The organism is Bradyrhizobium manausense (genome assembly GCF_018129685.1).
In the GTDB taxonomy this organism is placed as follows: domain Bacteria; phylum Pseudomonadota; class Alphaproteobacteria; order Rhizobiales; family Xanthobacteraceae; genus Bradyrhizobium; species Bradyrhizobium manausense_D.
In genome coordinates this window covers 242,083-265,689 of sequence record NZ_JAFCLG010000009.1, presented here as the reverse complement: position 1 = coordinate 265,689, position 23,607 = coordinate 242,083, and the positions used below count along the sequence as shown (strand labels likewise).

General features: G+C 64.8%; 22 protein-coding genes. 10 read left to right on the top strand and 12 right to left on the bottom strand.

All coding sequences use genetic code 11. The features are described 5' to 3' along the window. Positions 1–134: 134 nt before the first annotated feature. Positions 135–881: a TetR/AcrR family transcriptional regulator gene (locus JQ621_RS22470; RefSeq protein ID WP_212236852.1), complete on the bottom strand. Its 747-nt coding sequence runs from the start codon at positions 879–881 to the stop codon at positions 135–137. A gap of 119 nt (positions 882–1,000) precedes the next feature. Next, positions 1,001–1,849: a VOC family protein gene (locus JQ621_RS22465; RefSeq protein WP_212236851.1), complete on the bottom strand. Its 849-nt coding sequence runs from the start codon at positions 1,847–1,849 to the stop codon at positions 1,001–1,003. Between the two features lie 208 nt (positions 1,850–2,057). Here JQ621_RS22465 and JQ621_RS22460 point away from each other — a divergent pair, with 208 nt between their 5' ends. Together JQ621_RS22460 and rbsK are read left to right on the top strand one after the other, a co-directional pair. Next, the gene (locus JQ621_RS22460; RefSeq protein WP_212236850.1) at positions 2,058–2,951 is read left to right on the top strand and encodes a sugar kinase; all 894 of its coding nucleotides are present in this window, start codon (positions 2,058–2,060) and stop codon (positions 2,949–2,951) included. 12 nt (positions 2,952–2,963) lie between these two features. Continuing rightward, on the top strand, positions 2,964–3,881 hold the full coding sequence (rbsK, locus tag JQ621_RS22455) for a ribokinase (protein ID WP_212236849.1): 918 nt from the start codon (positions 2,964–2,966) through the stop codon (positions 3,879–3,881). Here rbsK and JQ621_RS22450 read toward each other — a convergent pair whose 3' ends face one another. Next, positions 3,882–5,102, bottom strand: a complete 1,221-nt coding sequence (locus JQ621_RS22450) for an NAD(P)/FAD-dependent oxidoreductase (protein ID WP_212236848.1) — start codon at positions 5,100–5,102, stop codon at positions 3,882–3,884. It lies immediately after the preceding gene. A gap of 235 nt (positions 5,103–5,337) precedes the next feature. On the opposite strand from JQ621_RS22450, the gene JQ621_RS22445 reads away from it, so the two are divergent. Continuing rightward, positions 5,338–6,132 carry an enoyl-CoA hydratase/isomerase family protein gene (locus tag JQ621_RS22445; RefSeq protein WP_212236847.1) on the top strand — a complete coding sequence of 265 codons (795 nt, stop codon included), beginning with the start codon at positions 5,338–5,340 and terminating at the stop codon, positions 6,130–6,132. A 10-nt stretch (positions 6,133–6,142) separates the two neighbouring features. Here JQ621_RS22445 and JQ621_RS22440 read toward each other — a convergent pair whose 3' ends face one another. The 4 genes from JQ621_RS22440 to JQ621_RS22425 all read right to left on the bottom strand — a co-directional run bounded on the left by JQ621_RS22440 (position 6,143) and on the right by JQ621_RS22425 (position 11,006). Further along, a complete protein-coding gene (locus JQ621_RS22440; protein ID WP_212236846.1) occupies positions 6,143–7,483 on the bottom strand; it encodes a TRAP transporter large permease in 1,341 nt (446 codons plus the stop codon). Continuing rightward, positions 7,480–8,058: a TRAP transporter small permease gene (locus JQ621_RS22435; RefSeq protein WP_212236845.1), complete on the bottom strand. Its 579-nt coding sequence runs from the start codon at positions 8,056–8,058 to the stop codon at positions 7,480–7,482. The genes JQ621_RS22440 and JQ621_RS22435 overlap by 4 nt, the downstream gene beginning before the upstream one ends. Positions 8,059–8,225: 167 nt before the next feature. Continuing rightward, on the bottom strand, positions 8,226–9,218 hold the full coding sequence (locus tag JQ621_RS22430; protein WP_212236869.1) for a TRAP transporter substrate-binding protein: 993 nt from the start codon (positions 9,216–9,218) through the stop codon (positions 8,226–8,228). Between the two features lie 69 nt (positions 9,219–9,287). Then, complete coding sequence (locus JQ621_RS22425) at positions 9,288–11,006, bottom strand: IlvD/Edd family dehydratase (RefSeq protein WP_212236844.1); 1,719 nt, start codon at positions 11,004–11,006, stop codon at positions 9,288–9,290. 173 nt (positions 11,007–11,179) lie between these two features. Here JQ621_RS22425 and JQ621_RS22420 point away from each other — a divergent pair, with 173 nt between their 5' ends. After that, positions 11,180–11,866: a GntR family transcriptional regulator gene (locus JQ621_RS22420; protein ID WP_212236843.1), complete on the top strand. Its 687-nt coding sequence runs from the start codon at positions 11,180–11,182 to the stop codon at positions 11,864–11,866. A 138-nt stretch (positions 11,867–12,004) separates the two neighbouring features. Continuing rightward, positions 12,005–12,421 (top strand): DUF1236 domain-containing protein, encoded by a 417-nt coding sequence (locus JQ621_RS22415; RefSeq protein WP_212236842.1) that lies wholly within the window; start codon positions 12,005–12,007, stop codon positions 12,419–12,421. Between the two features lie 66 nt (positions 12,422–12,487). Here JQ621_RS22415 and JQ621_RS35505 read toward each other — a convergent pair whose 3' ends face one another. Beyond that, entirely contained in the window at positions 12,488–12,685 is a 198-nt protein-coding gene (locus tag JQ621_RS35505) for a hypothetical protein (RefSeq protein WP_249125458.1), read from the bottom strand. Here JQ621_RS35505 and JQ621_RS35500 point away from each other — a divergent pair. Continuing rightward, a complete protein-coding gene (locus JQ621_RS35500) occupies positions 12,660–12,887 on the top strand; it encodes a hypothetical protein (RefSeq protein ID WP_249125457.1) in 228 nt (75 codons plus the stop codon). The two genes, JQ621_RS35505 and JQ621_RS35500, sit on opposite strands and share 26 nt — an antisense overlap. 349 nt (positions 12,888–13,236) lie before the next feature. Here the strand turns inward: JQ621_RS35500 and JQ621_RS22405 are convergent, their stop codons facing one another. Beyond that, positions 13,237–14,061, bottom strand: coding sequence for an NAD-dependent epimerase/dehydratase family protein (locus tag JQ621_RS22405; RefSeq protein ID WP_212236841.1), 825 nt, complete (start codon positions 14,059–14,061; stop codon positions 13,237–13,239). Between the two features lie 89 nt (positions 14,062–14,150). Here JQ621_RS22405 and JQ621_RS22400 point away from each other — a divergent pair, with 89 nt between their 5' ends. After that, positions 14,151–15,128 carry an SMP-30/gluconolactonase/LRE family protein gene (locus JQ621_RS22400; protein WP_212236840.1) on the top strand — a complete coding sequence of 326 codons (978 nt, stop codon included), beginning with the start codon at positions 14,151–14,153 and terminating at the stop codon, positions 15,126–15,128. 194 nt (positions 15,129–15,322) lie between these two features. Here the strand turns inward: JQ621_RS22400 and JQ621_RS22395 are convergent, their stop codons facing one another. Both JQ621_RS22395 and JQ621_RS22390 read right to left on the bottom strand, forming a co-directional pair. Then, positions 15,323–16,753: an aldehyde dehydrogenase family protein gene (locus tag JQ621_RS22395; RefSeq protein ID WP_212236839.1), complete on the bottom strand. Its 1,431-nt coding sequence runs from the start codon at positions 16,751–16,753 to the stop codon at positions 15,323–15,325. Between the two features lie 279 nt (positions 16,754–17,032). After that, complete coding sequence (locus tag JQ621_RS22390; protein WP_212236838.1) at positions 17,033–19,396, bottom strand: transketolase; 2,364 nt, start codon at positions 19,394–19,396, stop codon at positions 17,033–17,035. Between the two features lie 132 nt (positions 19,397–19,528). Between JQ621_RS22390 and JQ621_RS22385 the strand changes: the two genes are divergently transcribed. The 3 genes from JQ621_RS22385 (at position 19,529) to JQ621_RS22375 (ending at position 22,507) form a co-directional block, all read left to right on the top strand. Then, the gene (locus tag JQ621_RS22385; protein WP_148737445.1) at positions 19,529–19,990 is read left to right on the top strand and encodes an Lrp/AsnC family transcriptional regulator; all 462 of its coding nucleotides are present in this window, start codon (positions 19,529–19,531) and stop codon (positions 19,988–19,990) included. A gap of 117 nt (positions 19,991–20,107) precedes the next feature. Beyond that, positions 20,108–21,028, top strand: coding sequence for a polyphosphate kinase 2 (ppk2, locus tag JQ621_RS22380; RefSeq protein WP_212236837.1), 921 nt, complete (start codon positions 20,108–20,110; stop codon positions 21,026–21,028). 51 nt (positions 21,029–21,079) lie between these two features. Beyond that, the gene (locus JQ621_RS22375; RefSeq protein WP_212236836.1) at positions 21,080–22,507 is read left to right on the top strand and encodes a TAXI family TRAP transporter solute-binding subunit; all 1,428 of its coding nucleotides are present in this window, start codon (positions 21,080–21,082) and stop codon (positions 22,505–22,507) included. On the opposite strand, the gene JQ621_RS22370 is transcribed toward JQ621_RS22375, so the two are convergent. After that, on the bottom strand, positions 22,485–23,564 hold the full coding sequence (locus JQ621_RS22370) for a zinc-binding dehydrogenase (protein WP_212236835.1): 1,080 nt from the start codon (positions 23,562–23,564) through the stop codon (positions 22,485–22,487). The two genes, JQ621_RS22375 and JQ621_RS22370, sit on opposite strands and share 23 nt — an antisense overlap. Positions 23,565–23,607: the final 43 nt, after the last annotated feature.

Below are 23,607 nucleotides of genomic sequence, written 5' to 3'. Positions count from 1 at the left end.
GCCCTCATTGCTGTCGCCAGGAAGCTGCTGACCATCCTCAACGCCATGCTGCGCGACCGAAAAATCTATAAGGTCGAACCATCAACATAACAGTTGCCGGCCTTCGCCGGGACGACGACGGGGAGATAGCGCGCCTAAACCGTCTGCGCCACGCCGGCACGCGGCTTCGGCGCCTTGACGATTTCCAGCAGCTCCGCCGACTGTCCCGTCAGCGCGGCGAGCACGAGGCCGACCATGTGCGCGAGGCGCTCGTCCTTGGCGTCCCTGGCGAGCAGGTCGCGGCCGAAGATCACGCTCAGCGTCGCCGAGTTCGAGAGATAGAAGAAGCTGAGCGCCGCGATCGAGATGTAGAGTTGCACCGGATCGACCGCGACCTTGAAATCGCCGCTCTCGACGCCGCGCCGCACCACGGTGCGGATCATCTCGACGAAGGGCGAATGCATCGACTTGACCTTGGTCGAGCGCTTGAGATGTTTGGCGCGCGCGAGGTTCTCGGTCTGGAGCAGCGACAGGAATTCCGGATTGCGAAGAAAATAGCCCCAGGTGAATTCGATCAGCCGCCTGATCGCCTCGGGCGGCGCGAGATGTTCGAGATCGAGCCCTCGCTCCTCGCTCCGGATCTTGTCATAGGCGCCCTCCAGCACCGCCAGATAGAGGTCGTCCTTGTTGCCGACGTGGTAATACAGCATGCGCTTGTTGGCGCCGGCCTTGGCGGCGATCCGGTCGACACGCGCGCCGGCAAGCCCGTGAGCAGAAAACTCCTGCTTGGCGGCTTCGAGAATGCGCAGCCGCATCCCCTCGGGGTCGCGCTGCCATTTCAGAGTTCGCTTTGCCGTTGCCTTTGCCAAGCCGGGTGCTCGCTGGGTGGTGGTAACAGCCATGTATCACGCGGGCGCCGTCATTGCGAGGAGCCCTTGCGACGAAGCAATCCAGACTGCCACCGCGGAGAGATTCTGGATTGCTTCGCTACGCTCGCAATGACGGGGGAGAGAGCGGCGCCCTACCCCACCGGCTTCGGCGAGCGCTCCAAGAGCACGGTCTGGATCCCGCAGGTGCCGTTCCGCACGGTCATGATGCGCGTGCCCGGCTTGCGGCCGTTGCGCACTTCGGAGACATCGAGGCCAGCGGCAAGCAGGCGGGCGCGGGTGGCGTCGATGTCGGCGACGCGCCAGCTCAGGCCCCAGAGACGGTCGTGCTCGGAATCGCCGCCCGCAACGAGGCGGCGCACCACCTCGACGATGAGATCGCCGCAGCGGAAGAACATCAGCTGGCCCCAGTCGTGGTGCGACCGGTCGAGCGCGAGATCGAGCCCGAGCCGCGCGCCGTAGAGCGCGGCCGCGCGATCGGAATCCTCGGTGGTGATGACGACGTGATCGAGCGCTTCGATCGGCGCGACATCCGTCGCGACCGATTTCGGGCGCTCGTCGGCGAGTTCGAGAAAGAACATGCGCACGCCGCGCGTCAGCTCGGTCGCCGCCCGGGTCCGCTTCCAGTGCAGGACCGCGCCCGATACGTCGTCGCTGCTCTCGACCTCGGCGACGGGATCCGGCTTGAGCGCCACCCGGTCGAGCCGCCGGTGCATCCTGCTCATGTCCGCGACACGAAAGCACAGACTGGCGAGCACGCCTTCCTGGTCGTCGAGCAGCGCGCGCATCCGGTCCGCGGTCGCGGTAAAGCCGCTCGGCGCCATCAATTCGATGGTCATGTTGTCGAGGGTGAAGAGTACGCGGTCGGCGCCCTCGCCGGAATTCTGCCAGGCCGGCGCGCGGGCGAGCAGCAGCTGATAGGCCGCCTTGGCCGCACCGATATCCTTGACCAGAACGACGACGTGATCGAGGCCGGTGATCATGTATTTTCCTCTTGATCGTCCTGGAACCATGGCCCGGAAAACCGGCAAATGTCCGGGCTTGGCACGGGCCTGACATGGTCGTATTCCGGCCCTATGCCGACCTCAAGCGCTTCGGGGCGGTTTTGCAATAATTTCCGCGTCCTCCGCGCGGAACCGGTGCTAGAGTAGGTGTGCCGGCCGGGACCACCCAGCGCATCACGGACAAGCAATGCAGGCTCTCTTTATCGGACAGACCTATATCGACGTCGTCTTCCTCACCGACCACATGCCGACCGGCGACGAAAAGCACGTGGCAACTGACTACGCGGTCTCTTTCGGCGGCAACGCGGTCACGGCGGCGTTCTGCTGCGCCAAGCTCGGCATCGTGCCCGACCTCATCGCCACCGCGGCCAATGACTGGCTCGGGCGCATGTTCCAGGACATGTGCGCCAAATATGCGATCTCGCTGCACGGGCGGAAGGTCAACCAGTCCTCGCTGTCCTTCATCATGCCCAAGGACGGCAAGCGCGCCATCGTCCGCTGCCGCGACGACGAACACATCCATCCGTTCCCGATGCTCAATCTCGGCGGCTGCCGCGCGCTGCATGTCGACGGCCACCAGCCGGATGCCGCGCTCCACTATGCAAAGGTCTGCCGCGACGCCGGGATTCTGACCTCGCTCGACGGCGGCGGCCTGCGCACCAACACGCATGAGCTGCTGGAATATATCGACGTCGCCATCGTCGCCGAGCGGCTGTGCGAGCAGATGGATCTCACGCCGGAGAAGATGCTCGACTACCTCAAGGGCCGCGGCTGCAAGATCGGCGGCGTCACAATGGGTGAGAAGGGCCTGCTTTGGTACGACGAAACCGGCACGGTCCAGGTGATGCCGGCGATGCCGATCCCGCGCGAGCGCGTGATCGACACCAACGGCGCCGGCGACGTGTTCCACGGCGCTTATGTCTATTCCTATCTGGCCCATCCCGGCAAAAGCTGGCGTGAGCATTTCGACTTTGCGCGCGCCGCCTCGACCTTCAAGATCCAGCGCCTCGGCAACGAGGCCGGCCTGCCGACGCTTGTCGACATCGCCAAAGTCAGGCACGAGTTCGAGGTCCGCGTTTAGACGGGGTTTGTGATGGGACGCGTCTTCGTCGCCGGCAGCATCAACATGGATGTGGTGGCGACGGCCGATCGTCACCCGCGCGTCGGCGAGACCGTCGCGGGCCGGCAGGTGCTGTATTTTCCGGGCGGCAAGGGCGCGAACCAGGCCGTGGCCGCGGCGCGGCTCGGCGCGTGGACGACGCTGATCGGGCGGCTGGGCAAGGATTCCTTTGGCGCCGAGCTGAAGGCCTTTCTCGGCGACCAGGGTATCGATCTCGGTTACGTGCGGGAGACGGCGGAAGCCCACACCGGCACTGCGATCATCACGGTCGCCGAGGCCGACAACACCATCGTCGTCATTCCCGGGGCGAACGGGCTTGTGAGTGCAGATGATGTCGGCGTCGTGCCGCTGCTGCAGGGCGATGTCGCGGTCAGCCAGTTCGAGATTCCACTGCCGACGATTGCCGCGTTCTTCCAGCGCGCCCGTGGCGCCGGCGCGACAACGGTGCTCAATCCTGCGCCGGCGCAGAAGATGTCGCCCGAATTGCTCGCGCTCGTCGACATCCTCGTGCTGAACGAGACCGAGCTCGGCTTTCTCGCCGGCCGCGAGCTCTCGGACGACGACGAGAGCGCAAAGATCATCGCGGTGGCGCGACGGCTCCAGGCGCGCGCGGACCAGACGATCTGCATCACGCTGGGCAGGCGCGGCGTGCTCGCGCTCGCCGGGCAAGAGGAATTTGCGGTGCCGGGACGCGTGGTGACGGCGGTCGACACGACGGGCGCAGGCGACTGCTTTGTCGGCGCGCTGGCATCGCAACTGGCCGATGGCGTGCCGTTGCGCACCGCCCTCGCCTTCGCCAACGCCGCCGCATCGATCAGCGTGCAACGGATGGGTGCCGGGCCGTCGATGCCGACGGCCGCGGAGGTGGCAGCGGTGCTCAGCGCCGGCTGATCAGGCCAGCGCGCTCTTCAGGTCGAAGTTCTCGTCCGCGGCCTGCTCCGGCGTGATCGAGCGGTCCATCGCCTGCAAGCGGCGGCCGAACATGTGATCGCCGGCGCGGTTGATCGATTCGATGCCGAGCAGCTTGTCGCCGTGATAGCAGAACACCGAAAACGCCTTTCTGGCGGGATCGCCACGCAGCACGACGCGGTCGTAGCCGGTGGTGAGGCCCGCGATCTGAAGCTTGTCGTCGCCCTGGTCGCTCCAGAACCAGGGATGGCCGTCATAAGGCTTCTTGTCGCCGGTCAGCCGCGCCGCGAGGCAACGGGCGTGATCGGTGGCGTTCTGCACGGACTCCAGCCGCAGCGAGCCGCCGAAGCGCGGGCTTGCGAACAACGCGCAATCGCCGATGGCCGAGATGTTTGGATCAACAGTCGCAAGATATTCGTCGACGATGATGCCGGCCGCGACCGGCAGCCCCGCCTCCGCCGCGAGCTCGATGTTCGGCAGCACGCCGACGCCGACCACGACGAGATCGGCGGGCAGATGCCGGCCGTCGCTCAGGGACACGCCGGTGACCTTGCCGTTTTCGGCTTCGATGCTGGTTGCCTGCACACCGAGATGAATGCGGATGCCGGCCTCGCGATGACGTTCCTGAAAATAGTCCGAGACCTCCGCCGTCACCGCGCGCGCCATCACGCGCGGGGCGAGCTCGAGCACATCGACCTCGAGGCCCTTGATCCGCGCGGTGGCGGCGAATTCGAGACCGATGAAACCGGCGCCGATGATCACGGCGCGCGTCCTGGTCGGCATGATCCGGCGCAGCGCGTCGCTGTCGTCGAGGATGCGCAGATATCTCACGTCGGGCAGGTTGGCATTGGGCAGATCGAGCAGCCGATTGCGCGCGCCGGTCGCCAGCACGAGGTGACCGTAAGGCAGCGTCTCGCCCGAGGCGAGCAGCACTTTTCGCGCCGCGCGGTCGATCGCCACGGCACGGCCGGCAATCAGCTCGATCTTCTGGTCCTGGTAGAATTTTTCGGGGCGAAACATCAGGCTCTCGGGCCCCGCCGAACCCTTGATGTAGGCCTTGGAGAGCGGCGGCCGCTGATAGGGCAAATGCGCCTCGTCATTGACGAGGCAGATGCGCTCCGCAAAGCCCGCCTGCCGCAGGGATGCCGCGACCTGGTAGCCACCATGGCCGGCGCCGACAATGATCACCGGACCGTCGGTCATTGGACAGCCCATTTCTGCAAGACACGAGCATCACCCATGTCGTCTCCTCTCGCTGAAGATGGCTTGGCTTAGCCTTGCGAGGAGCCGGCGCTCGTGTCCGTCCCTAAACGAGGCGGATCCATATGAGCCGAACATTCCGCGCGGCGCAAGACCCCGTCGGCCGGGCCGGGGATTGTCACCCCCGCCCTTCTGCGATTTAGTTGCAGCAACGAACCTCCAGCCGGGGATTACAAAAATGCCAGCTCCCGTCTCAAAGCCCGATGATCCCGCACTGCTGCGGATCGACGGTGCGATCGCAACCATCACGCTCAACCGCCCTGCCGCGTTCAACTCGGTCAACCTTGCGATCGCGCAGAAGCTCGAGCAGCTTGCGGCCTATATCGAGGGCGACGAGGCCATCAGGGTCGTGGTGCTCGAGGGCGAGGGCCGCGCCTTCTCGGCCGGCGGCGATCTGCAGACGATCGGAGCTGCCGCGGAAGCCAACACCGTGACGCCGGTCGTCGGCGAGCTACTCAGGCATTATCATGCCTTCATCGAGATCCTCAGGCGCATGCCGAAGATCTCGCTGTCGAGCGTGCATGGCTCGGCAGCGGGCGCCGGCATGGGGCTGGCGTTCGTCACCGACCTCTGCATCGCCGCCGATGATGCGAAGTTCACGCCGGCCTATGCCAAGATCGGCGTGTCGCCGGACGGCGGTTCGACGGTCGGGATCGTCGGCACGGTCGGCTCGCGCCGCGCGCTGCAGATTTTCCTGGCCGAAGACAATTTTACCGCGCAGCAGGCCCATGAATGGGGCCTTGTCGCCAAGACCGTTCCCGCGGCCGAATTGAAGGCGGCGACGCGGCAGCTCGCCGAGCGGCTGGCGCAGAACCCGCCGGCGGCGATATCCGGCACCAAGTCGCTGGTCTATGCGGCCGCGACCACGACGGTGCGGCAGCAGCTCGATGCCGAGGAGCACAAGATCATCATGGCGATGAACACGGAAGAGTTCCGCGCCGCCGTGAAGAAGTTCACGAGCAAGAGCAAATAGCCCCGGGCGCTCATTTGGGACAGATGTAGCCCGTCCCGGCCGGGGACTTGAAGCAACCGACCGATTCCGGCAATACCTTCTGCGGCAGCCACAGCACCACGCTGGGGAAATAGATCGCGAACGCGATGGTGGCGAAGAACACCACATAGATCGGCAAGGCCGCGCGCAGCGCTTTCGCAAAACTGACGCCGACGAATTTCGAGGCCATCAGCAGCACCAGGCCATAAGGCGGCGTGATCAAGCCGAAGGCGAGCGTCGCGATCAGCACCACGCCCATATGCACGCCGTTGATGTCGCCGGCCTCGGTCAGCGCATTCACCAGCGGCATGAAGATGATGATCGTCGGCACCGGCTCGATGAAATCGCCGACCACCGTGAACAGCAGCACCATCAGCAGCATGATCAGATGCGGATCGTTGCCGGCGATGGACGTGATCAAGTCGGCGATATAGCTGGCGCCACGCAAATAGGCGAGCATCCAGCCGAAGGCGTTGGCGGCGCCGATGGTGATCAGCGGCAGCGAGAAGATGAGGCCTGCGAGGCAGAAATCGTAGGGGATCTTCCGGAAATGACCGCGGTTGAGCGCGGGGATCACGACCAGGATGATCCAGACCACCGCGACGACGCCGGCCTCGGTCGGCGTGAACCAGCCGGTCAGGATCCCGCCGAGCAGGATCACCGGGATCATCAGCGGCAGGGCCGCGTCGCCGGCCGCGAACATCACCTGCCGCAGCGGCGCGCGTGGCTTGCGCAGGCCCGAGGGCCCGAAGAAATAGCAATAGATCATCAGTCCGAAGCCGATCATCAGGCCGGGCACGACGCCCGCCATGAACAGGCCGGCGATCGAGACGTTGCCGACGGCGCCGTAGACCACCGCCGTGATGCTCGGCGGCACCAGGGCCGCGATGGTCGAGGCGGAGGCGATGATCGCGGCGATGAAGGCGGGCTCGTAGCCCTCGCGCTTCATCGGGCCGCCGAGTGCGCGGCTCATCACGGCGACGTCGGCGGTGGTCGAGCCTGACATCTCCGAGAAGAACATGCTGAAGACGACCACGACCTGCGACAGCCCGCCCCTGATATGCCCGACCAGCGACACCGAAAGGTTGGCTATTCGCACGACGACATTGGCCGAGCTCATGAGCTCGCCGACCAGGAGAAAGAACGGGATCGCCAGCAACGCCTCGGAATCCATGCCGTCAAAGATCTTCTGGATGATCGCGGCGAGCGAGACGTCGGACAGGATGGCGCCAATGAAGACGCCGGCCATCAGCGAGAACGGCACGGGCACGCCGAGATAGCCGAACGACAGGAAGCAGATCGACATCAACGCCAGGACGATGGGTGCGCTCACGGCTGCGCCCTCATTTGCGTTTCGGCGACGACGGGCGCGGTATCTTCGTCAGGCGGTTCCGGATGATCGAAGCCGTTGCGCAGGCCATTGACGAGCTGCTCGACGGTGAACAGGCCGATCAGGATTCCGGACAGGGGAATGATGGCGTAAAGCGAGGCGATCGGCGTACCCGACGGCAGGCGGAAGCTGCCGAAGCCGCGCAAATAGTTCTGGTAGCCGTACCAGATCAGGCAGAAGGCGACACTGAGCACGATGAGGCGGATGATGACCTCGACGATGATCCTGGGCACGCCATGCATCGCCTCGGAGATCGCGGTGAGATAGAGATGGTCGTTGCGCCTGACCGCAACGGCCGTCCCGACGAAGATCGCATAGATGAACAGCGTCGAGGTGACCTCCTGGAGCCACAGCCAGGGATGGCCAATGGTGCGGGTGACGATGTCGGCCGTGACCGACAGCGAGAAGCCGAAGCACAACACGCCACAGAGGATCATGAGCGCGAGCTCGAGCCAGTCAAGCCAGCGCCATTTCAGATGGCGCTGGCGCTGGATTACGAGCTTGTCGGCGATGGGCATTGTTGCTCCCGGCTGCGAGTTGGCTTCACCTCTCCCGCTTGCGGGAGAGGTCGCCGCGTAGCGGCGGGTGAGGGTTCTTTCCTCTGGGGGATTGTCCCGTTGCGGAGACACCCTCTCCCCCGCCCTCTCCCGCAAGCGGGAGAGGGAGCGCACCGTCTGCCGGCGGCCTAATTAATCGACCGGATCAAATTCTTGATCTTCTCGGCGTGCGGGCCGAGCTCCTTGGCGAGCTTGTCGAGATAGGGATCGGCGATCGCCGAAAAACTCTTCTTGTCGACATTGTCCACGACCTTGACGCCCAGCTTCTTCAGCTTCTCGGCCGCTGCCCGCTCGAGATCGAATGCCTTGGCCGGCTCCTTGGTGCTGATCTCGTTGGCCGCGGCCTGCACCCAGCCCTTCTGCTCGGCCGAGAGGCTCTGCCAGAGCTTGTCGGAAACGAACACCAGCGCGTTGTTGGCCTCGTGCTCGGTGATGTTCAGCACCGGCGCGACTTCGTAGTGCTTGTTGACGAGGTAGACATTGATGCTGTTTTCGGCGACGTCGACGACGCCGGTCTGCAAGCTGGTATAGACGCTGCCGAACGGCATGTGCACGGTCTGAGCGCCATAGGCCGGGAACATGGTGTCTTCAGTGGCGGTCGCCTGCACGCGGACCTTCAGGCCCTTGATATCGCCGACATTGTGGATCTCCTTCTTGGAGTACATGTGGCGCACGCCCTGCGAGCCCGTGCCGATCAGATGCAGGCCCTGGGTGGTCTCCTCGATCATGGCCTTGAGCGCCTCGAACACCTTGGGGTCGGCGAGGCCCTTGATCACATGCTGTTCGTCGCGGAACAGATAGTGCAGCGACATCACACCGGCCTGCGGCGAGATCGTCGCGGTGTTGGCTGAGGAGACGATGGAGAATTCGACATCGCCGGCTTTCACGAGCTGAAGCACCTGCGGCTCCTGCCCAAGCTGCGCTCCGGGATACTGGTCGATGATCATGGTGCCTTTGCTCAATTCCTTGAGCTTGTCGGCAAAGAGGTCGCCGGCGATCGAGTAGCCGGTATTGCGGGGCTGGTCATAGGCGAAGCGATAATGCTTGACCTCCTGTGCCCCTGCGCCCGTGACGAACAGCATGGCGGCCGCAGCCGCCAGGCCGTGCAGGAATCCTGGCATGGATCGTACCATCGTCGTCTCCCCCTGTTTTGTCGCCGGCCGCTTGAGCGGTCTCGGCTTGAGTATTGATCAGCCCGTTTCGGTCTTCTTCCCAGTCCTCTGCATAAAATCGAAGTCGCAGCCCTCATCGGCCTGCATGATGGTCTCGTTGAACAGCCAGGCATAGCCGCGCCGCGCTTCATCAGGCGCGAAGGCCGGCCTCAAGGCGGCGCGCCGGCGCTCCAGCTCGGCCGCATCGACCAGCAGCTCGATGCTGCGCCTGGCCACATCGAGGCTGATCCTGTCGCCGTTCTTCACCAGCGCCAGCGGTCCGCCGACGGCGGATTCCGGCGTGATGTGCAACACGATGGTGCCGAACGCGGTGCCGCTCATGCGCGCATCGGAAATGCGCACCATGTCCTTGGTGCCGCCCCGAGCAAGCTTCTTGGGGATCGGCAGATAGCCGGCCTCGGGCATGCCAGGCGCGCCCTTGGGCCCGGCATTGCGCAGCACCAGCACGTCGTCGGCGGTGACGTCCAGCTCGGGATCGTCGACGCGCAGCGTCATGTCCTCGACGGACTCGAACACCACGGCGCGCCCCGTGTGCTGCAACAGTTTTGGACTCGCGGCCGACTGCTTGATGACCGCGCCGCGCGGCGCGAGGTTGCCGTGCAGAACGGCGAGGCCGCCCTCCTTCTTGATCGGGTTGTCGCGCGAGCGGATCGCGTCCTGGCCCGGCACGTCCTCGGCGTTGGCGACGACATCGCGCAAGGTCCGGCCCGAGATCGTCTTCGCATCGAGATCGATGAGATCGCCGAGCTGGGCCAGCAATTTCGGCACGCCGCCGGCGTGGTGGAAATGCTCCATATAGTGCTCGCCGGACGGCTTGAGGTCGACCAGAACAGGCACTTCGCGGCCGATCTGGTCGAACACTTCGAGGTCGAGCCGGTGCGGCGAGCGATGCGCCATCGCGGTCAGATGGATCAGGCCGTTGGTCGAGCCGCCGATCGCCTGCAGCACGACCTGCGCGTTCCTGAAGGAGGCCGGCGTCAGCAATTCGCTCGGCTTCGGCCCCTTGGTCCTGGCCATCTCGGCGGCGACGCGGCCGCTGGCCTCGGCCAGACGGAAACGCTCGGCATGCGGCGCCGGGATCGTCGCGCTCATCGGCAGCGACAGGCCCATGGCCTCGATCATGCAGGCCATGGTCGAGGCCGTGCCCATCACCATGCAGGTGCCGACCGACGGCGCAAGCCGTCCGTTCACCGCCTCGATCTCGGCGTCATCCATTTCGCCGGCGCGATACTTGCCCCAGAGACGGCGGCAATCGGTGCAGGCGCCCAGCACCTCGCCCTTGTGATGGCCGACCACCATGGGACCGACGGGAATGACCACGGTCGGCAAATCGGCGCTGATCGCGGCCATCACCTGCGCCGGCAGCGTCTTGTCACAGCCGCCGATCACGATCACCGAATCCATCGGCTGGGCCCGGATCATCTCCTCGGTATCCATCGCCATCAGATTGCGCAGATACATCGAGGTCGGATGCGCAAAGCTCTCGGCGATCGAGATGGTCGGGAACACGAACGGCATCGCGCCCGACAGCATCACGCCGCGCTTGGCCGCCTCGATGATCTCAGGAACGTTGCCGTGGCAGGGATTGTAGTCGCTATAGGTGTTGGTGATGCCGACGATCGGGCGCTCCAGCGCGTCGTCGGAATAGCCCATGGCCTTGATGAACGCCTTGCGCAGGAACAGCGAGAAGCCGGCATCGCCATAGCTCGTCAGGCCCTTGCGCAAACCACTCGTCATCACCTAGCTCCTTCTCGCCTGCCATTGTGCTACAGCCTGCCCCCTTATTGTCAATAACGGAGGCGCCCAGAGCCGTCATTTCCAGCTCATGGCACCGTAGCAGACACAAATTATTGACAATCTGGACACTCCCTGCTCCACAGAAGATCCGGCTCGTGCCGGAGGCCGAGGGCATGTCCGATATTCGCACAGCAGATGCCAAGCCGCTCCGGCGCGATGATCCGGATGACGTCGTCGCGCGGCTGGAGGAGGACATCATCTTCGGCCGCCTCGCGCCGGGCGCGCGCCTGACCGAGGACGCGCTGATGTCGGCTTACGGCACCTCGCGCCACTTCGTGCGCCAGGCGCTGGTCGATGCCGAGCGTCGCGGCATCGTCCGCCGCGAGAAGAATGTCGGCGCCACCGTGCGGTTCTATTCCGCCGAGGAGGTGCGGCAGATCTACGAAGTCAGGGAGATGCTGACCCGGCAGGCCGCGCTGATGATCCCCCTGCCCGCGCCGCAAGCCCTGATCGACGAGCTGACTGCGCTACAACGCGAGTATTGCGCGAAGGCCGACATCCGCGACCTGCGCGGCATCCACGAGGCCAACGACGCGTTCCACGTCGCGCTGTTCGCCGCCTGCGGCAATCCCTATCTGGTCCGCTCGCTGCAGGACTACATGAACCTGACACTGCCGATGCGCGCAAAAAACCTCGCTGATCGCGAGGGGCTCGCGCAGTCGCGGCGCCAGCACGAGCTGATGATCGAGCTGTTGAAAGGCCGCGACAGCTGGGCACTGGCGCAGTTGTGCGTGGATCACATGCAGTTCAGCAAGGCGGATTATCTGGCGCGGATTGCAGGTGAGGAATCACCCCAATAGAGCGCCAAGCTGCGTGATCGCCTGCAGATGGTAGCTCGCACCCGCTGGCCCAGAATACGAGAAGCATCTCCGCGATCTCCGGGAACCTATGGTCGGCTTGGTGCTTGTCTTTGACCAATCCCCCAACTAGGAGCTGCCATGATTTGCCGTTTTGTCGGAGCTGCCGCTATTGCCGTCGCCGTCCTGCTTCCCGTAGCGACCCAGGCTCAGGGCGTGCCCGGAGGCATCGAACGCGGTGCCCGAGACGGTGAGCGAGCGGCGGGCCCGGTCGGCGCTGTTGTAGGTGGCGTAGTCGGAGGCGTCGTTGGCGGCGTGGCAGGAGTCCTCGGTGTCGATCAGCGCCCGCGCTTTCACTCCTACGTCGTCGAACAGCGACGGCCTTCCTATCAATATCGGGAGGACGTGAGAGTCGGGGCGGTTCTTCCTGAAGAGGGCGTGACCTATTACGAGGTGCCACCCGAGTATGGCGCCCGTGAGTATCGCTATACGGTGGTGAATGGTCGTACCGTGCTGGTTGAACCGCGAACACACCGGATCGTCGAGATTGTGGAATAATAACCAAGGGCCGTCTTTCGAGACGGCCCGTTCGTTTGCTGAGATCTGGATCCCTCAAGTCCCGGTTCAATACCGTCTCAGCAAACCGCGATCCACGCTGGCCCCGCCGTAGCGGGAACAGGCCCGTTTCGGATCCCTGATCAATTCCGCCCGGACGCGCTTGAACGTTTTGCCGGCCGCCTCAAGCACCTCGGGACGGAATTTACCGGGATCGTAACCCTCGCCATCGCGGGCCTTGATGGCCGCGGAATACGCGTCGATCATCCGCCATCGCCGCTTTGGGGCTGCCGAGAAGCCGCGCGCCGAGCTGAACGCCTCCGGCGCCATCGACCTCGTAGCCGACGCAACGCTGCTCCAGCACCACAGATGCTGTGACGAGCTGATCGAGGAACGTCGCCTCGGCGTCGCTGAGTGGCGCGGCTCGCGCCGATGCCGACGCGATCAGCGCGAGCAGTATGATGATTGACAATTTGAATTTCATTATCGCGACTCTCGAATTGCGGCCGCATAAATCGAGAGCCAAGTGAAGCTGCAGTGATGTTGATCTACATCAATGGCAGGTCTCTGCGAGTCACGTGCTCGCTGGCGGGTATCACTCTCTCAACGCGTCATTGCGAGCGCAGCGAAGCAATCCAGCGTCTTTCCGCGGCGGGATTCTGGATTGCTTCGCTGCGCTCGCAATGACGTGTGGTGAGTGGCTGCGGGTCCAACTCTCACCCCCCCCCGCGGAGAGCTCCCCTCACCCCAACCCTCTCCCCGCGAGCGGGGCGAGGGAGCGCACCGCCATTGCGGCGACGGTCCGGTCCGATCATCTCCTACCGCTTGTTCCAATCGATGATCCGGCTCGTGTCGCCATCGAACTCGTTGCTGCAGAACGCGCCGCCCTGGAAATGATCGCCGATCGGGTCGGGCTTCAGCTTGGCCTGCTCGGCCATCGCGTGCGCGACATGGTCTTCGGAGCGGCCGATCGGGCGGTAACCGAATTCATAGGCACGATGATTGTCCCACCAGGCGCGCTCGTTCAGGGAGACGCCGTAGAAGATCTCGAAATGGATGTCGGGATGCTCAAGCCCGATCCGGCAGAGCTGCACCAGATCTTCCGGCATCAGCCACATCGCGATACGGCGATGATCCAGCGGCCGCTCGTCGCAATTGCCGATGCGGATGCAGGTGACTTTCAGCCCGTGCTTGTCGGCATAGAGCGCGCCGACGGCTTCGCCGAACACCTTGCTGACGCCGTAGCGCCCGTCCGGGCGCACCGTAACGTCGGTGTCGATCCTGCGGTGGCGCGGATAGAAGCCGACGGTGTGGTTGGACGAGGCGAACACCACGCGCTTGACGCCCTTGCGGTAGGCGGCCTCGAACAGATTGTAGCCGCCGATGATGTTGGCCTGGAGGATATCGTCCCAGGGGCCCTCGACCGAATAGCCGCCGAAATGGATGACGCCGTCGACGCCCTCGCAGATCGCCTCGCACTGCGCCAGATCAGACAGATCTGCCGCCTTGAACTGCTCGTTCGCTCCGAGATCCTTGGGCGGACGGATGTCGGACAGCAGCAGGTCGGGATAGATCGGCGGCAGCAATTTGCGCAGGCGCGTTCCGATTCCGCCCGAAGCTCCCGTCATCAAGATACGCGGCATGTCTTCCCTCGCCGTTGGTGACCGATTTGCCGTCACGTGTCTCTAATGATAGCAGCATTGTCCAGAGGGAACGAAACGAGAGAACCGACATGAATGAGGCATCGTCCCACACCCAGGAGCGGTCGGGCTGGCGGCCGGCGACCTACTATCCCGATCCGGCGATCAAAGCACTCGACCCCCGCTTCGAAAAATACTGGTTGAAACTCTCGGCGGTGGAGCGGCTGGCGACCGGGCTGCGCTGGGCCGAGGGCCCGGTGTGGTTCGGCGACGGGCGGTATCTCCTGTGCAGCGACATCCCGAACCAGCGCATCATCAAATGGGAAGAGGAGACCGGCGCGGTCTCGAACTTCCGAAAGCCCTCCAATTTCGCCAATGGAAACACCAGGGATCGCCAGGGCCGCCTGGTCACCTGCGAGCACGGCGGACGGCGCGTGACGCGCACGGAGTATGACGGCAGCATCACCGTGCTGATGGATTCGTTTGGCGGCAAGCGGCTGAACTCGCCGAACGACGTCGTGGTGAAATCGGACGGCTCGATCTGGTTCACCGATCCGATCTTCGGCATCCTCGGCAATTACGAGGGCTACAAGTCCGAGCCCGAGATCGACATGAACGTCTACAGGCTCGACCCGGAGACCCGCAAAGCCACCGTCGTGGCTGAGGGTGTGCTCGGGCCGAACGGTCTCGCCTTCTCGCCGGACGAGAAAATCCTCTACCTGATCGAATCCCGCGGCGTGCCGACCCGCAAAATTCTCGCCTACGACGTCTCGCCTTCCGGCGACAAGCTTTCGAACAAGCGCGTCTTCGTCGATGCCGGCCCCGGCACGCCGGACGGCTTCCGCGTCGACATCGACGGCAATCTCTGGTGCGGCTGGGGCATGGGCGATCCCGAGCTCGACGGCGTCGTGGTGTTCGCGCCCGACGGCGTCATGATCGGGCGTATCGCATTGCCCGAACGGTGTGCCAATCTCTGCTTCGGCGGCGTCAAGCGTAACCGCCTGTTCATGGCGGCGAGCCAGTCGATCTACGCGCTGTATGTGAACACGCAGGGCGCGGTGGGGGGATAGGCGTCGATCTCTCCTCCGTCATTGCGAGCGCAGCGAAGCAATCCAGACTTTCACCGCGGAGGGATTCTGGATTGCTTCGCTGCGCTCGCAATGACGGCGGGTACGTCGCTGAGGCTCCTCCCCGCCGTACGACGAAAACGAAAAACGCCGGAGCGGTTTCCCGCTCCGGCGTCATTCTGTTCACGCGCGAAAACTTACGCCGCGTTGAAGCCGGCGACGGCCTTCACTTCGAGGAAGTCTTCGAGGCCGTACTTGCCCCATTCGCGGCCGTTGCCGGACTGCTTGTAGCCACCGAACGGCGCGGTGCGGTCGTTGGGCACGCCCTGGAGATTGACGTTGCCGGCGCGGATCTGGCGGCCGACGCGCTTGGCATCCTCGACCGAAGGACCATAGACGTAGCCGGCAAGACCGTACGGCGTGTCGTTGGCGATCTGCACGGCCTCGGCTTCGTCCTTGGCGCCGATGATGGTCAGCACCGGTCCGAAGATCTCTTCGCGCGCGATCGTCATCTCGGGCGTGACGTCGGCGAAGATGGTCGGGCGAACGTAGAAGCCCTTGTTGACGCCTTCGGGCAGGCCAGGTCCGCCGGCAACCAGCGTTGCGCCCTCGTCGATGCCCTTCTTGATCAGGCCCTGGATCTTGTCCCACTGGCCGCGGTTGACCACGGGACCGATCGTGGTGCCTTCGGCGCGCGGATCGCCCGCCTTGGTCTTGTCGGCGACGGCCTTCGCGATCGCGGCGACTTCCTTCATCTTCGAGGCCGGCACGATCATGCGCGAGGGCGCGTTGCAGGACTGGCCGGAGTTGTTGAACATGTGCATCACGCCGCCGGTCACCGCCTTGGTGAGGTCGGCACCCTCGAGGATGACGTTCGGCGACTTGCCGCCCAGCTCCTGGCTGACGCGCTTCACGGTCGGCGCCGCGCGCTTGGCCACGTCGATGCCGGCGCGGGTCGAGCCGGTGAAGGAGATCATGTCGATGTCGGGATGCTCGCTCATGGCAGCGCCAACCTCGGGGCCAAGGCCGTTGACGAGGTTGAACACACCCTTCGGCACGCCGGCTTCATGGAGGATTTCCGCAAAAATCAAAGCCGAGGTCGGCGTGAATTCCGACGGCTTCAGGATCATGGTGCAGCCGGCGGCGAGCGCGGGCGCGACCTTGCAGGCGATCTGGTTGAGCGGCCAGTTCCAGGGCGTGATCATGCCGACCACACCGATCGGCTCGCGCAGCACCATGGCGGTGCCGACGGGCTCCTCGAAATGATAGTTCTTGAGGACGTCGAGCGTGGTCATGAGATGGCCAAGGCCGGCGCCGGCCTGCAGCTTCTCCGCCATCGGCAGCGGCGCGCCCATTTCGTCGGAGACGGCGGCGCCGATCTCCTTGAGACGACCCTTGTAGACCTCGATGATTTTGCTGAGCAGCGCGACGCGCTCGTCACGGCTGGTCTGGGAGAATGTCGCAAAGGCGCGCTTGGCGGCGGCAACCGCCTTGTCCACATCGGCCTTGGAGCCCAGCGCAACCTCGTACATCGCCTCTTCCGTCGCGGGGTTGACGACCGGAGTGGACTTCTTGACGGCGGGATCGACCCAGGCGCCGTCGATGTAGAATTGCATGCGATTGACCATCGTTAACCTCTTTTTGGGGCTTGGGGGCGTTTCGGCAGGCATCCTTGCACGAAAGCGCCGGCAATTGAACCCGCCATATGCGGGGCCAGCGTTGCGGCGGACGGAGGTTATATGAGCCGATGGCGGGAACGTGGCAAGGTGGTCTCACCGTCGTCCTGGCGAAAGCCAGGACCCATTGCCACCAACCCTGGTTGGTTTGCTCAGGCGTCGACCGCCCGCCGCCCACAATCGCCGCCGCGGAGTATGGGTCCTGGCTTTCGCCAGGACGACGAAGGAGAGTCACACCGCCATCTTCCGATGCAGCACCGGCGCGCCAATGGTGAGGCTTTCCGCCGCATCGATGATGGCATTGGCGTCGATGCCGTAATGCCGATAAAGGTCCGCGATGGTGCCGGTCTGGCCGAACTGCTCGACGCCCAGCGCCTCGACGCGATGGCCGCGGACACTGCCGAGCCAGCCGAGCGCGGAAGGGTGGCCATCGATCACGGTCACGATGCCGCAGTCGCGCGGCAGCGGCGCCAGCAGTTTCTCGATATGGCTGAGATGCTGCACGCCGCGCCGGTCCCGCCGCAATTTCCGCGCGGCGGTCCAGCCCGCGTGGAGGCGATCTGCCGACGTGATCGCGAGCAGGCCGATGTCGCGCCTGACCTCACCGATGAAGCCGGTGGCTTCGATCGCCTCCGGCGCCACCGCGCCGGTATAGGCGATCACGAGTTCGGCATTGGGGCCGGGCTTGCGCAGCCAATAGGCCCCGTCGGTGATGCCCTGCTGCAGTTCCGGCGTCATGATGCGCTGCGCCTGCTCGATGCTGCGCGTCGACAGGCGGAGATAGACCGAGCCGCCCTCGCCCGGGTCGCGCTGCATGTGGTTGAAGCCCCAGCCCATGATGACCGCGAGCTCGTCGACAAAGGCCGGCTCGAACGAGGCGAGACCGTCCTGCGCCATGCCGATCAAAGGCGTTGCGATCGACTGGTGCGCGCCGCCTTCGGGTGCGAGCGTGATGCCTGATGGCGTCGCCGCCACCATGAAGCGCGCATCCTGGTAGCAGGCATAGTTCAGCGCATCGAGGCCGCGCTCAATGAAGGGATCGTAGAGCGTGCCGACCGGCAGCAGCCGCTCGCCGTTGATCTGGTGCGACAGGCCGAGCGCCGAGAGCATGATGAACAGGTTCATCTCGGCGATGCCGAGCTCGAGATGCTGGCCCTTGGGCGAGAAGTCCCAGTTGAAGGTGGACGGAATTTTCTCGCTACGGAATAAGTCCGCCTTCTCGCCGCGCGCGAACAGGCCGCGCCTGTTCACCCAGGGGCCGAGATTGGTCGAGACCGTCACGTCGGGCGAGGTCGTGACGATGCGCTGGGCCAGCTCGCTGTCGCCGCGCGCGATCTCGTTCAGCACAAGGCCAAAGCCCTGTTGCGTCGACATCTGCGGCGACGGCTTGAAGGCGAGCTGGGCCGGCACCTCGACGACGGGCGCGGTCAGCCGGCGGCCGTCTTTGTTGAACGGCACGCGCGCGAGGAAGGCGTCGAGCTCGGCCGGGTCCTGCGAAAGACCCTCGTACTTGTCCCATTCGTGGCCGGGGCGGATGTTCTGGCTCGCGCGGTATGTCTCCATCTGCGCGACCGTCATGAGGCCGGCATGGTTGTCCTTGTGGCCCTGGAACGGCAGGCCAACGCCCTTGATGGTGTAGGCGATGAAGCAGACCGGGCGATCGTGGTCGATGGACTCGAACGCCTCCAGCATGCTCGCCATGTCGTGGCCGCCGAGATTCGACATCAGCGCCAGCAACTCCTCGTCGCTGCGCTTGTCGATCAGCCCCGTGATCGGTCCCTGATCGCCGATCTCGTCATGCAGATGCTTGCGGAAGGCCGCGCCGCCCTGGAAGCACAGCGCGGCGTAGAGCGCGTTCGGGCAATTGTCGATCCAGCGCTTCAGCGCCTCGCCGCCGGGTTCGGCAAAGGCCTCGCGCATCAGCCGGCCATATTTCACGATCACCACGTCCCAGCCGAAATTGCGGAACATGGTCTCGAACTTTTCCCACAGACCTTCGCGCACGACGGCGTCGAGCGACTGCCTGTTGTAGTCGACCACCCACCAGGTGTTGCGCAGGCCGTGCTTCCACCCCTCCGCAAGCGCCTCGAAGATGTTGCCCTCGTCCATCTCGGCGTCGCCGACCAGCGCGATCATCCGCCCTTCGCGGCGGTCCTTCATCCAGCCATGGGCCTTGACGTAGTCCTGCACCAGCGAGGCGAACAGCGTCTGCGCGACACCGAGGCCGACCGAACCGGTGGAGAAGTCGACGTCGTCGACGTCCTTGGTGCGCGAGGGATAGGACTGCGCGCCCTTGAAGCCGCGAAAGTTCTCCAGTTTCTCGCGGGTCTGCCGGCCGAACAGATACTGGATGGCATGGAACACCGGGCTCGCATGCGGCTTCACCGCGACGCGGTCCTCCGGGCGCAGCACGTGGAAATACAGCGCCGACATGATGGTGGCGAGCGAGGCCGAGGAGGCCTGGTGGCCGCCGACCTTCAGGCCATCCGAGTTCGGCCTGATCTGGTTGGCGTGGTGGATGGTCCATGACGACAGCCACAGCGCCTTGCGGCTGAGGGCGGTCAGGATTTCGAGGCGAGCGGGCTCAACGGGCATGGCGATGCTCCGGAAAAACAAGGCCGATCATAGCGCTGCGGGACGCGGCAGATTTCTCAATTTTTCGCGTCATACCCGCCGATATTGGGATATCATACCAAGAAATACCCAAAGATTACAGGTTTCATTCCAATGCCCGAGCTCGACGCCATCGACCGCAAGATTCTTGCCCTGCTCCAGAACGACAGCCGGCTGACCATGCAGGAGCTCGCCGACAAGGTCGGGCTCTCGGTTTCGCCCTGCCACCGGCGGGTCAAGCTGCTGGAGGAGCGCGGCGTGATCTCGCGTTACATCGCGACCGTGGACCAGAAGGCGCTGGGGCTGCATGTCAGCGTGTTCATCTCGATCAAGCTGGCGCGGCAGAAGGAGGAAGACCTCAACCGCTTTGCCCGCGCCATCTCGAAATGGGACGAGGTGCTGGAGTGCTACCTCATGACCGGCAACCGCGACTATCTCTTGCGCGTCGTCGCGGCCGACCTCGCCTCCTATGAAACCTTCCTGAAGACCAAGCTGACGCGGCTCGACGGCATCGCCTCGATCGAGTCGAGCTTTGCGCTCAGCCAGGTCAAATATTCGATCGCGCTGCCGGTGTGACGGGCCTCCCGGGCCAATTCGGGCTCCGCCCGGCCGGCCCGGCCGCCATTGTCACATGGCCGCAATAAACCCCGCCGATGGTCGTGGGCGACAGGCATCCCGCCGAAAGAAGGACTCATGACCTCATCCGACCGCACCCCTGAAATGGCCAAGCGCGAGCGCATCATCCGGGAAATGACCGACGATCTCGACGAAGAGCTGGAGATGGAGCTCGATGACAGCAGGCTCGACGAGCTGCTGGACGAGACCGACGCGCTCCGCCCCTCGGTGGATCGCAGGCTCTATTTCCGCGAGCTGCTCCGCCTCCAGGGCGAGCTGGTCAAGCTGCAGGACTGGGTGCAGGCCGAGAAGAAGAAGGTCGTGGTGCTGTTCGAGGGCCGCGATTCCGCCGGCAAGGGCGGCGTGATCAAACGCATCACCCAGCGCCTTAATCCCCGCATCTGCCGTGTCGCGGCGCTCCCGGCCCCGAACGAGCGCGAACGCACGCAATGGTATTTCCAGCGTTACGTGTCGCATCTGCCTGCCGGCGGCGAGATCGTGCTGTTCGACCGCAGCTGGTACAACCGCGCCGGCGTCGAGCGCGTGATGGGCTTCTGCACCGAAGAGCAGTACCAGGAGTTCTTCAAGACGGTGCCGGAGTTCGAGCGGATGCTGATCCGCTCCGGCATCATCCTGGTCAAATACTGGTTCTCGATCACCGATGACGAACAGCAATTCCGCTTCACCATGCGCATCAAGGATCCGCTCAAGCAGTGGAAGCTGAGCCCGATGGACGTCGAGGCTCGCAGCCGCTGGGAGGCCTACACCAAGGCCAAGGAAGCGATGCTGGAGCACACGCATCTGCCGGACAGCCCGTGGTGGATCGTCGATGCCGTGGACAAGAAGCGCGCGCGCCTCAACTGCATCTCGCATCTTTTGAGCCAGATTCCCTATCAGGAGGTCGCCCACACGCCCGTGGAGCTGCCGCCGCGCGTCCGCAATCCCGACTATCACCGCGGCCCGATTCCGCCGGAGATGTACGTGCCTGCGAAATACTGACGCCACCCGCCGCCTCTGCCGGTGGGGCAGCTTGCCGATGAGGACAGCCAGATGCCCGTGCCGAGCGATCTGAGCATCACCAGCGGCGGCGCGTCCCGCCGCCGCAACCGCTTCGGCCCGTGGCTCGCGCTGGCGAGCCTGCTATCGCTCCTGACGGTTGCGCTCGCGATTGCCTATTGGTTCTGGCAGCCGGCAACGCTGCGCATCGCCGTGGGACCTGCGGGCAGCGACGACCAGACGCTGGTGCTTGCGATCGCGAAGGCGGTCGAGGCGAAGAGCAATGCCGTGCGGCTGACGCCGATCCAGACCGACGGCACGCTGCAGAGCCTCAATCTGCTCGGTGGCGGCAAGACCGATCTTGCGGTTGCGCGCGGCGACCTCGCGATGCCGGCCGAGGCCAATTCGGTCGCGATCCTGCGGCGGAATTTCGTGGTGCTGTGGGCACCGACAGGGCGCAAGGGCACGGCGAAGTCGAAGGTCACAGACATCGCTTCGCTCAGCGGCAGGCGCATCGGCATCGTCGGCCTCGGCGATGCCAATCCCAATCTGCTGCGCGTCATCCTCGCCGAGTCAGGCGTCAATCCGCAGAAGGTGACGACCAGCCAGTTCGGCACCGACCACATCTCCGACATGACCCAGGATACAACGCTCGATGCCTTCATGATGGTGGGCGCGCTCGACGACAAGGTCATCGCAGACACCATCGCCGCCACCGCGCGCTTGCGCGGCGAGCCGAAATTCCTCTCCGTCGACGTCTCCGATGCGATCGCCGAGCGGCATCCGCTGTACGAATCCGAGGAAATCCCCGCGGGCGCATTTGCCGCGGCCCCGCAGCGGCCTGACGACAAGATCGAGACCATCGCCGTCAATCATTTGATCGTGGCGCCGAGCGCGCTGTCGGAAGATACGGTTGACGCCTTCACCCGCGACCTGTTCGCGGTCAAACCCTCGCTGACCAAGGACCTGCCCGGCGCTCGCCACATCCAGAAGCCCGACACCGACAAGGACGCTGCAATTCCGGCGCATCCGGGCGCGGCCGCCTATATCGATGGCAATGAACGCAGCTTCATGGACAAGTACAGTGACTACATCTGGGGCGCGGTGCTGCTGCTCTCCGGTCTCGGCTCTGTCGCTGCCTGGCTGCGGCACTACCTGCGGCGCGAGGAGCGCAGCGAGAATGCGCTGCATCGCGACCGCCTGCTGACGGCGATCTCCAGCGTGCGCGAGGCGACCTCGCTCGACGAGCTCGCATCCATGCAGAGCGCCGCCGACGACATCCTGCGCGAAACGCTGGTCTGCCACGAAGACGGCGCCATCGAGGACGGTGACCTCGCCGCTTTCGGTCTCGTGCTGGCGCAATTCCATCAGGCGGTCGTCGACCGCCGCGCCGTGATCGCCCAGACCAGCCATGCCGGCGCCGCGCAGACATCCGACGGCGCCTTGCTTCAGCCCTTCCCTATTTCCACGGCTGCACGATGATCTTAGTGTGCACCTCGGGATTGGCGAGATCGGCGAACGCCTTCGCGACCCCGTCGATGCCCACTTCAGCCGTCACCATCGCAGCCGCATCCACCTGTCCTTCGGCGATCAGGCGCAGCGACGCCGCAAACTCCTCCGGCGAATAGCCAAGCACGTACTGGACGCTGAGCTCCTTCACGATGCCGAGCATGGGCTCGTTTGTGTCGCTCTCCATGCAGACGCCGACCACGACGATCCTGGCATCGCGCGGGGCGCCTTCGAACACCTGCTGCAGCAGGCCGGGCACGCCGACGCATTCGAAGATGATGGCAGGCTTCAGCGCCGGCAGCATGGCCTGGAACGGCGGCCGCGCCGCCTTCTCCGCCTCCGACATCTGCGCGTGCTCGGCCCAGGTCGCATAGGGCTGCGACGCCCTGGGATCGACCACGATGTCGGCGCCGAGCCTTGCTGCGAGCGCGCGCCGCGCCGGCGAATAGTCGGCGGCGACGATCGGGTGCAGGCCCTTGATCTTGAGCGCAGCGATCACGGCGAGCCCGACGGGCCCGCAGCCGATCACCAGCGGCACCTCGTCGCCGCGGATGTTGGCTTTCTCGACGGCATGAACGCCGACCGCGAGCGGCTCGGTCAGCGCGGCATGTTCCGGCGCAAGGCCATTCGGCACTTCCAGCAGCAGCGGCTCGCTGAGCAGCATCGCTTCCGCGTAGCCGCCGACAAATTCGTTGGAATAGCCGATGCCCTTGATGCCTTCAGGCGTCAGCAGCGCGGGCAGCGAACACACATGCGTGCCCGGCTTGAGCTTGCGTGTGGTGCCGGGGCCGTAGTCGACGATCTCGCAGCAGAACTCGTGGCCGAAGACGACGTCGCGCGACAGATCCATCGGCGTCCGTCCGGTCTTCTTCGCCATCTCCACCATCCGCGGCGCGTGCTGGCGCGCATGCAAGTCGGAACCGCAGATGCCGCAGGCGAGCGTCTTGACCAGCACTTGGCCGGGGCCGGGCTTCGGCTCCGCCATCTGACCTACGACAATCTCACCGTTCCTGAAAATCGCAGCGCGCATCCGGCTCCTCCCACTTCGTTGGAGCCGTCGATAGCACGATCCT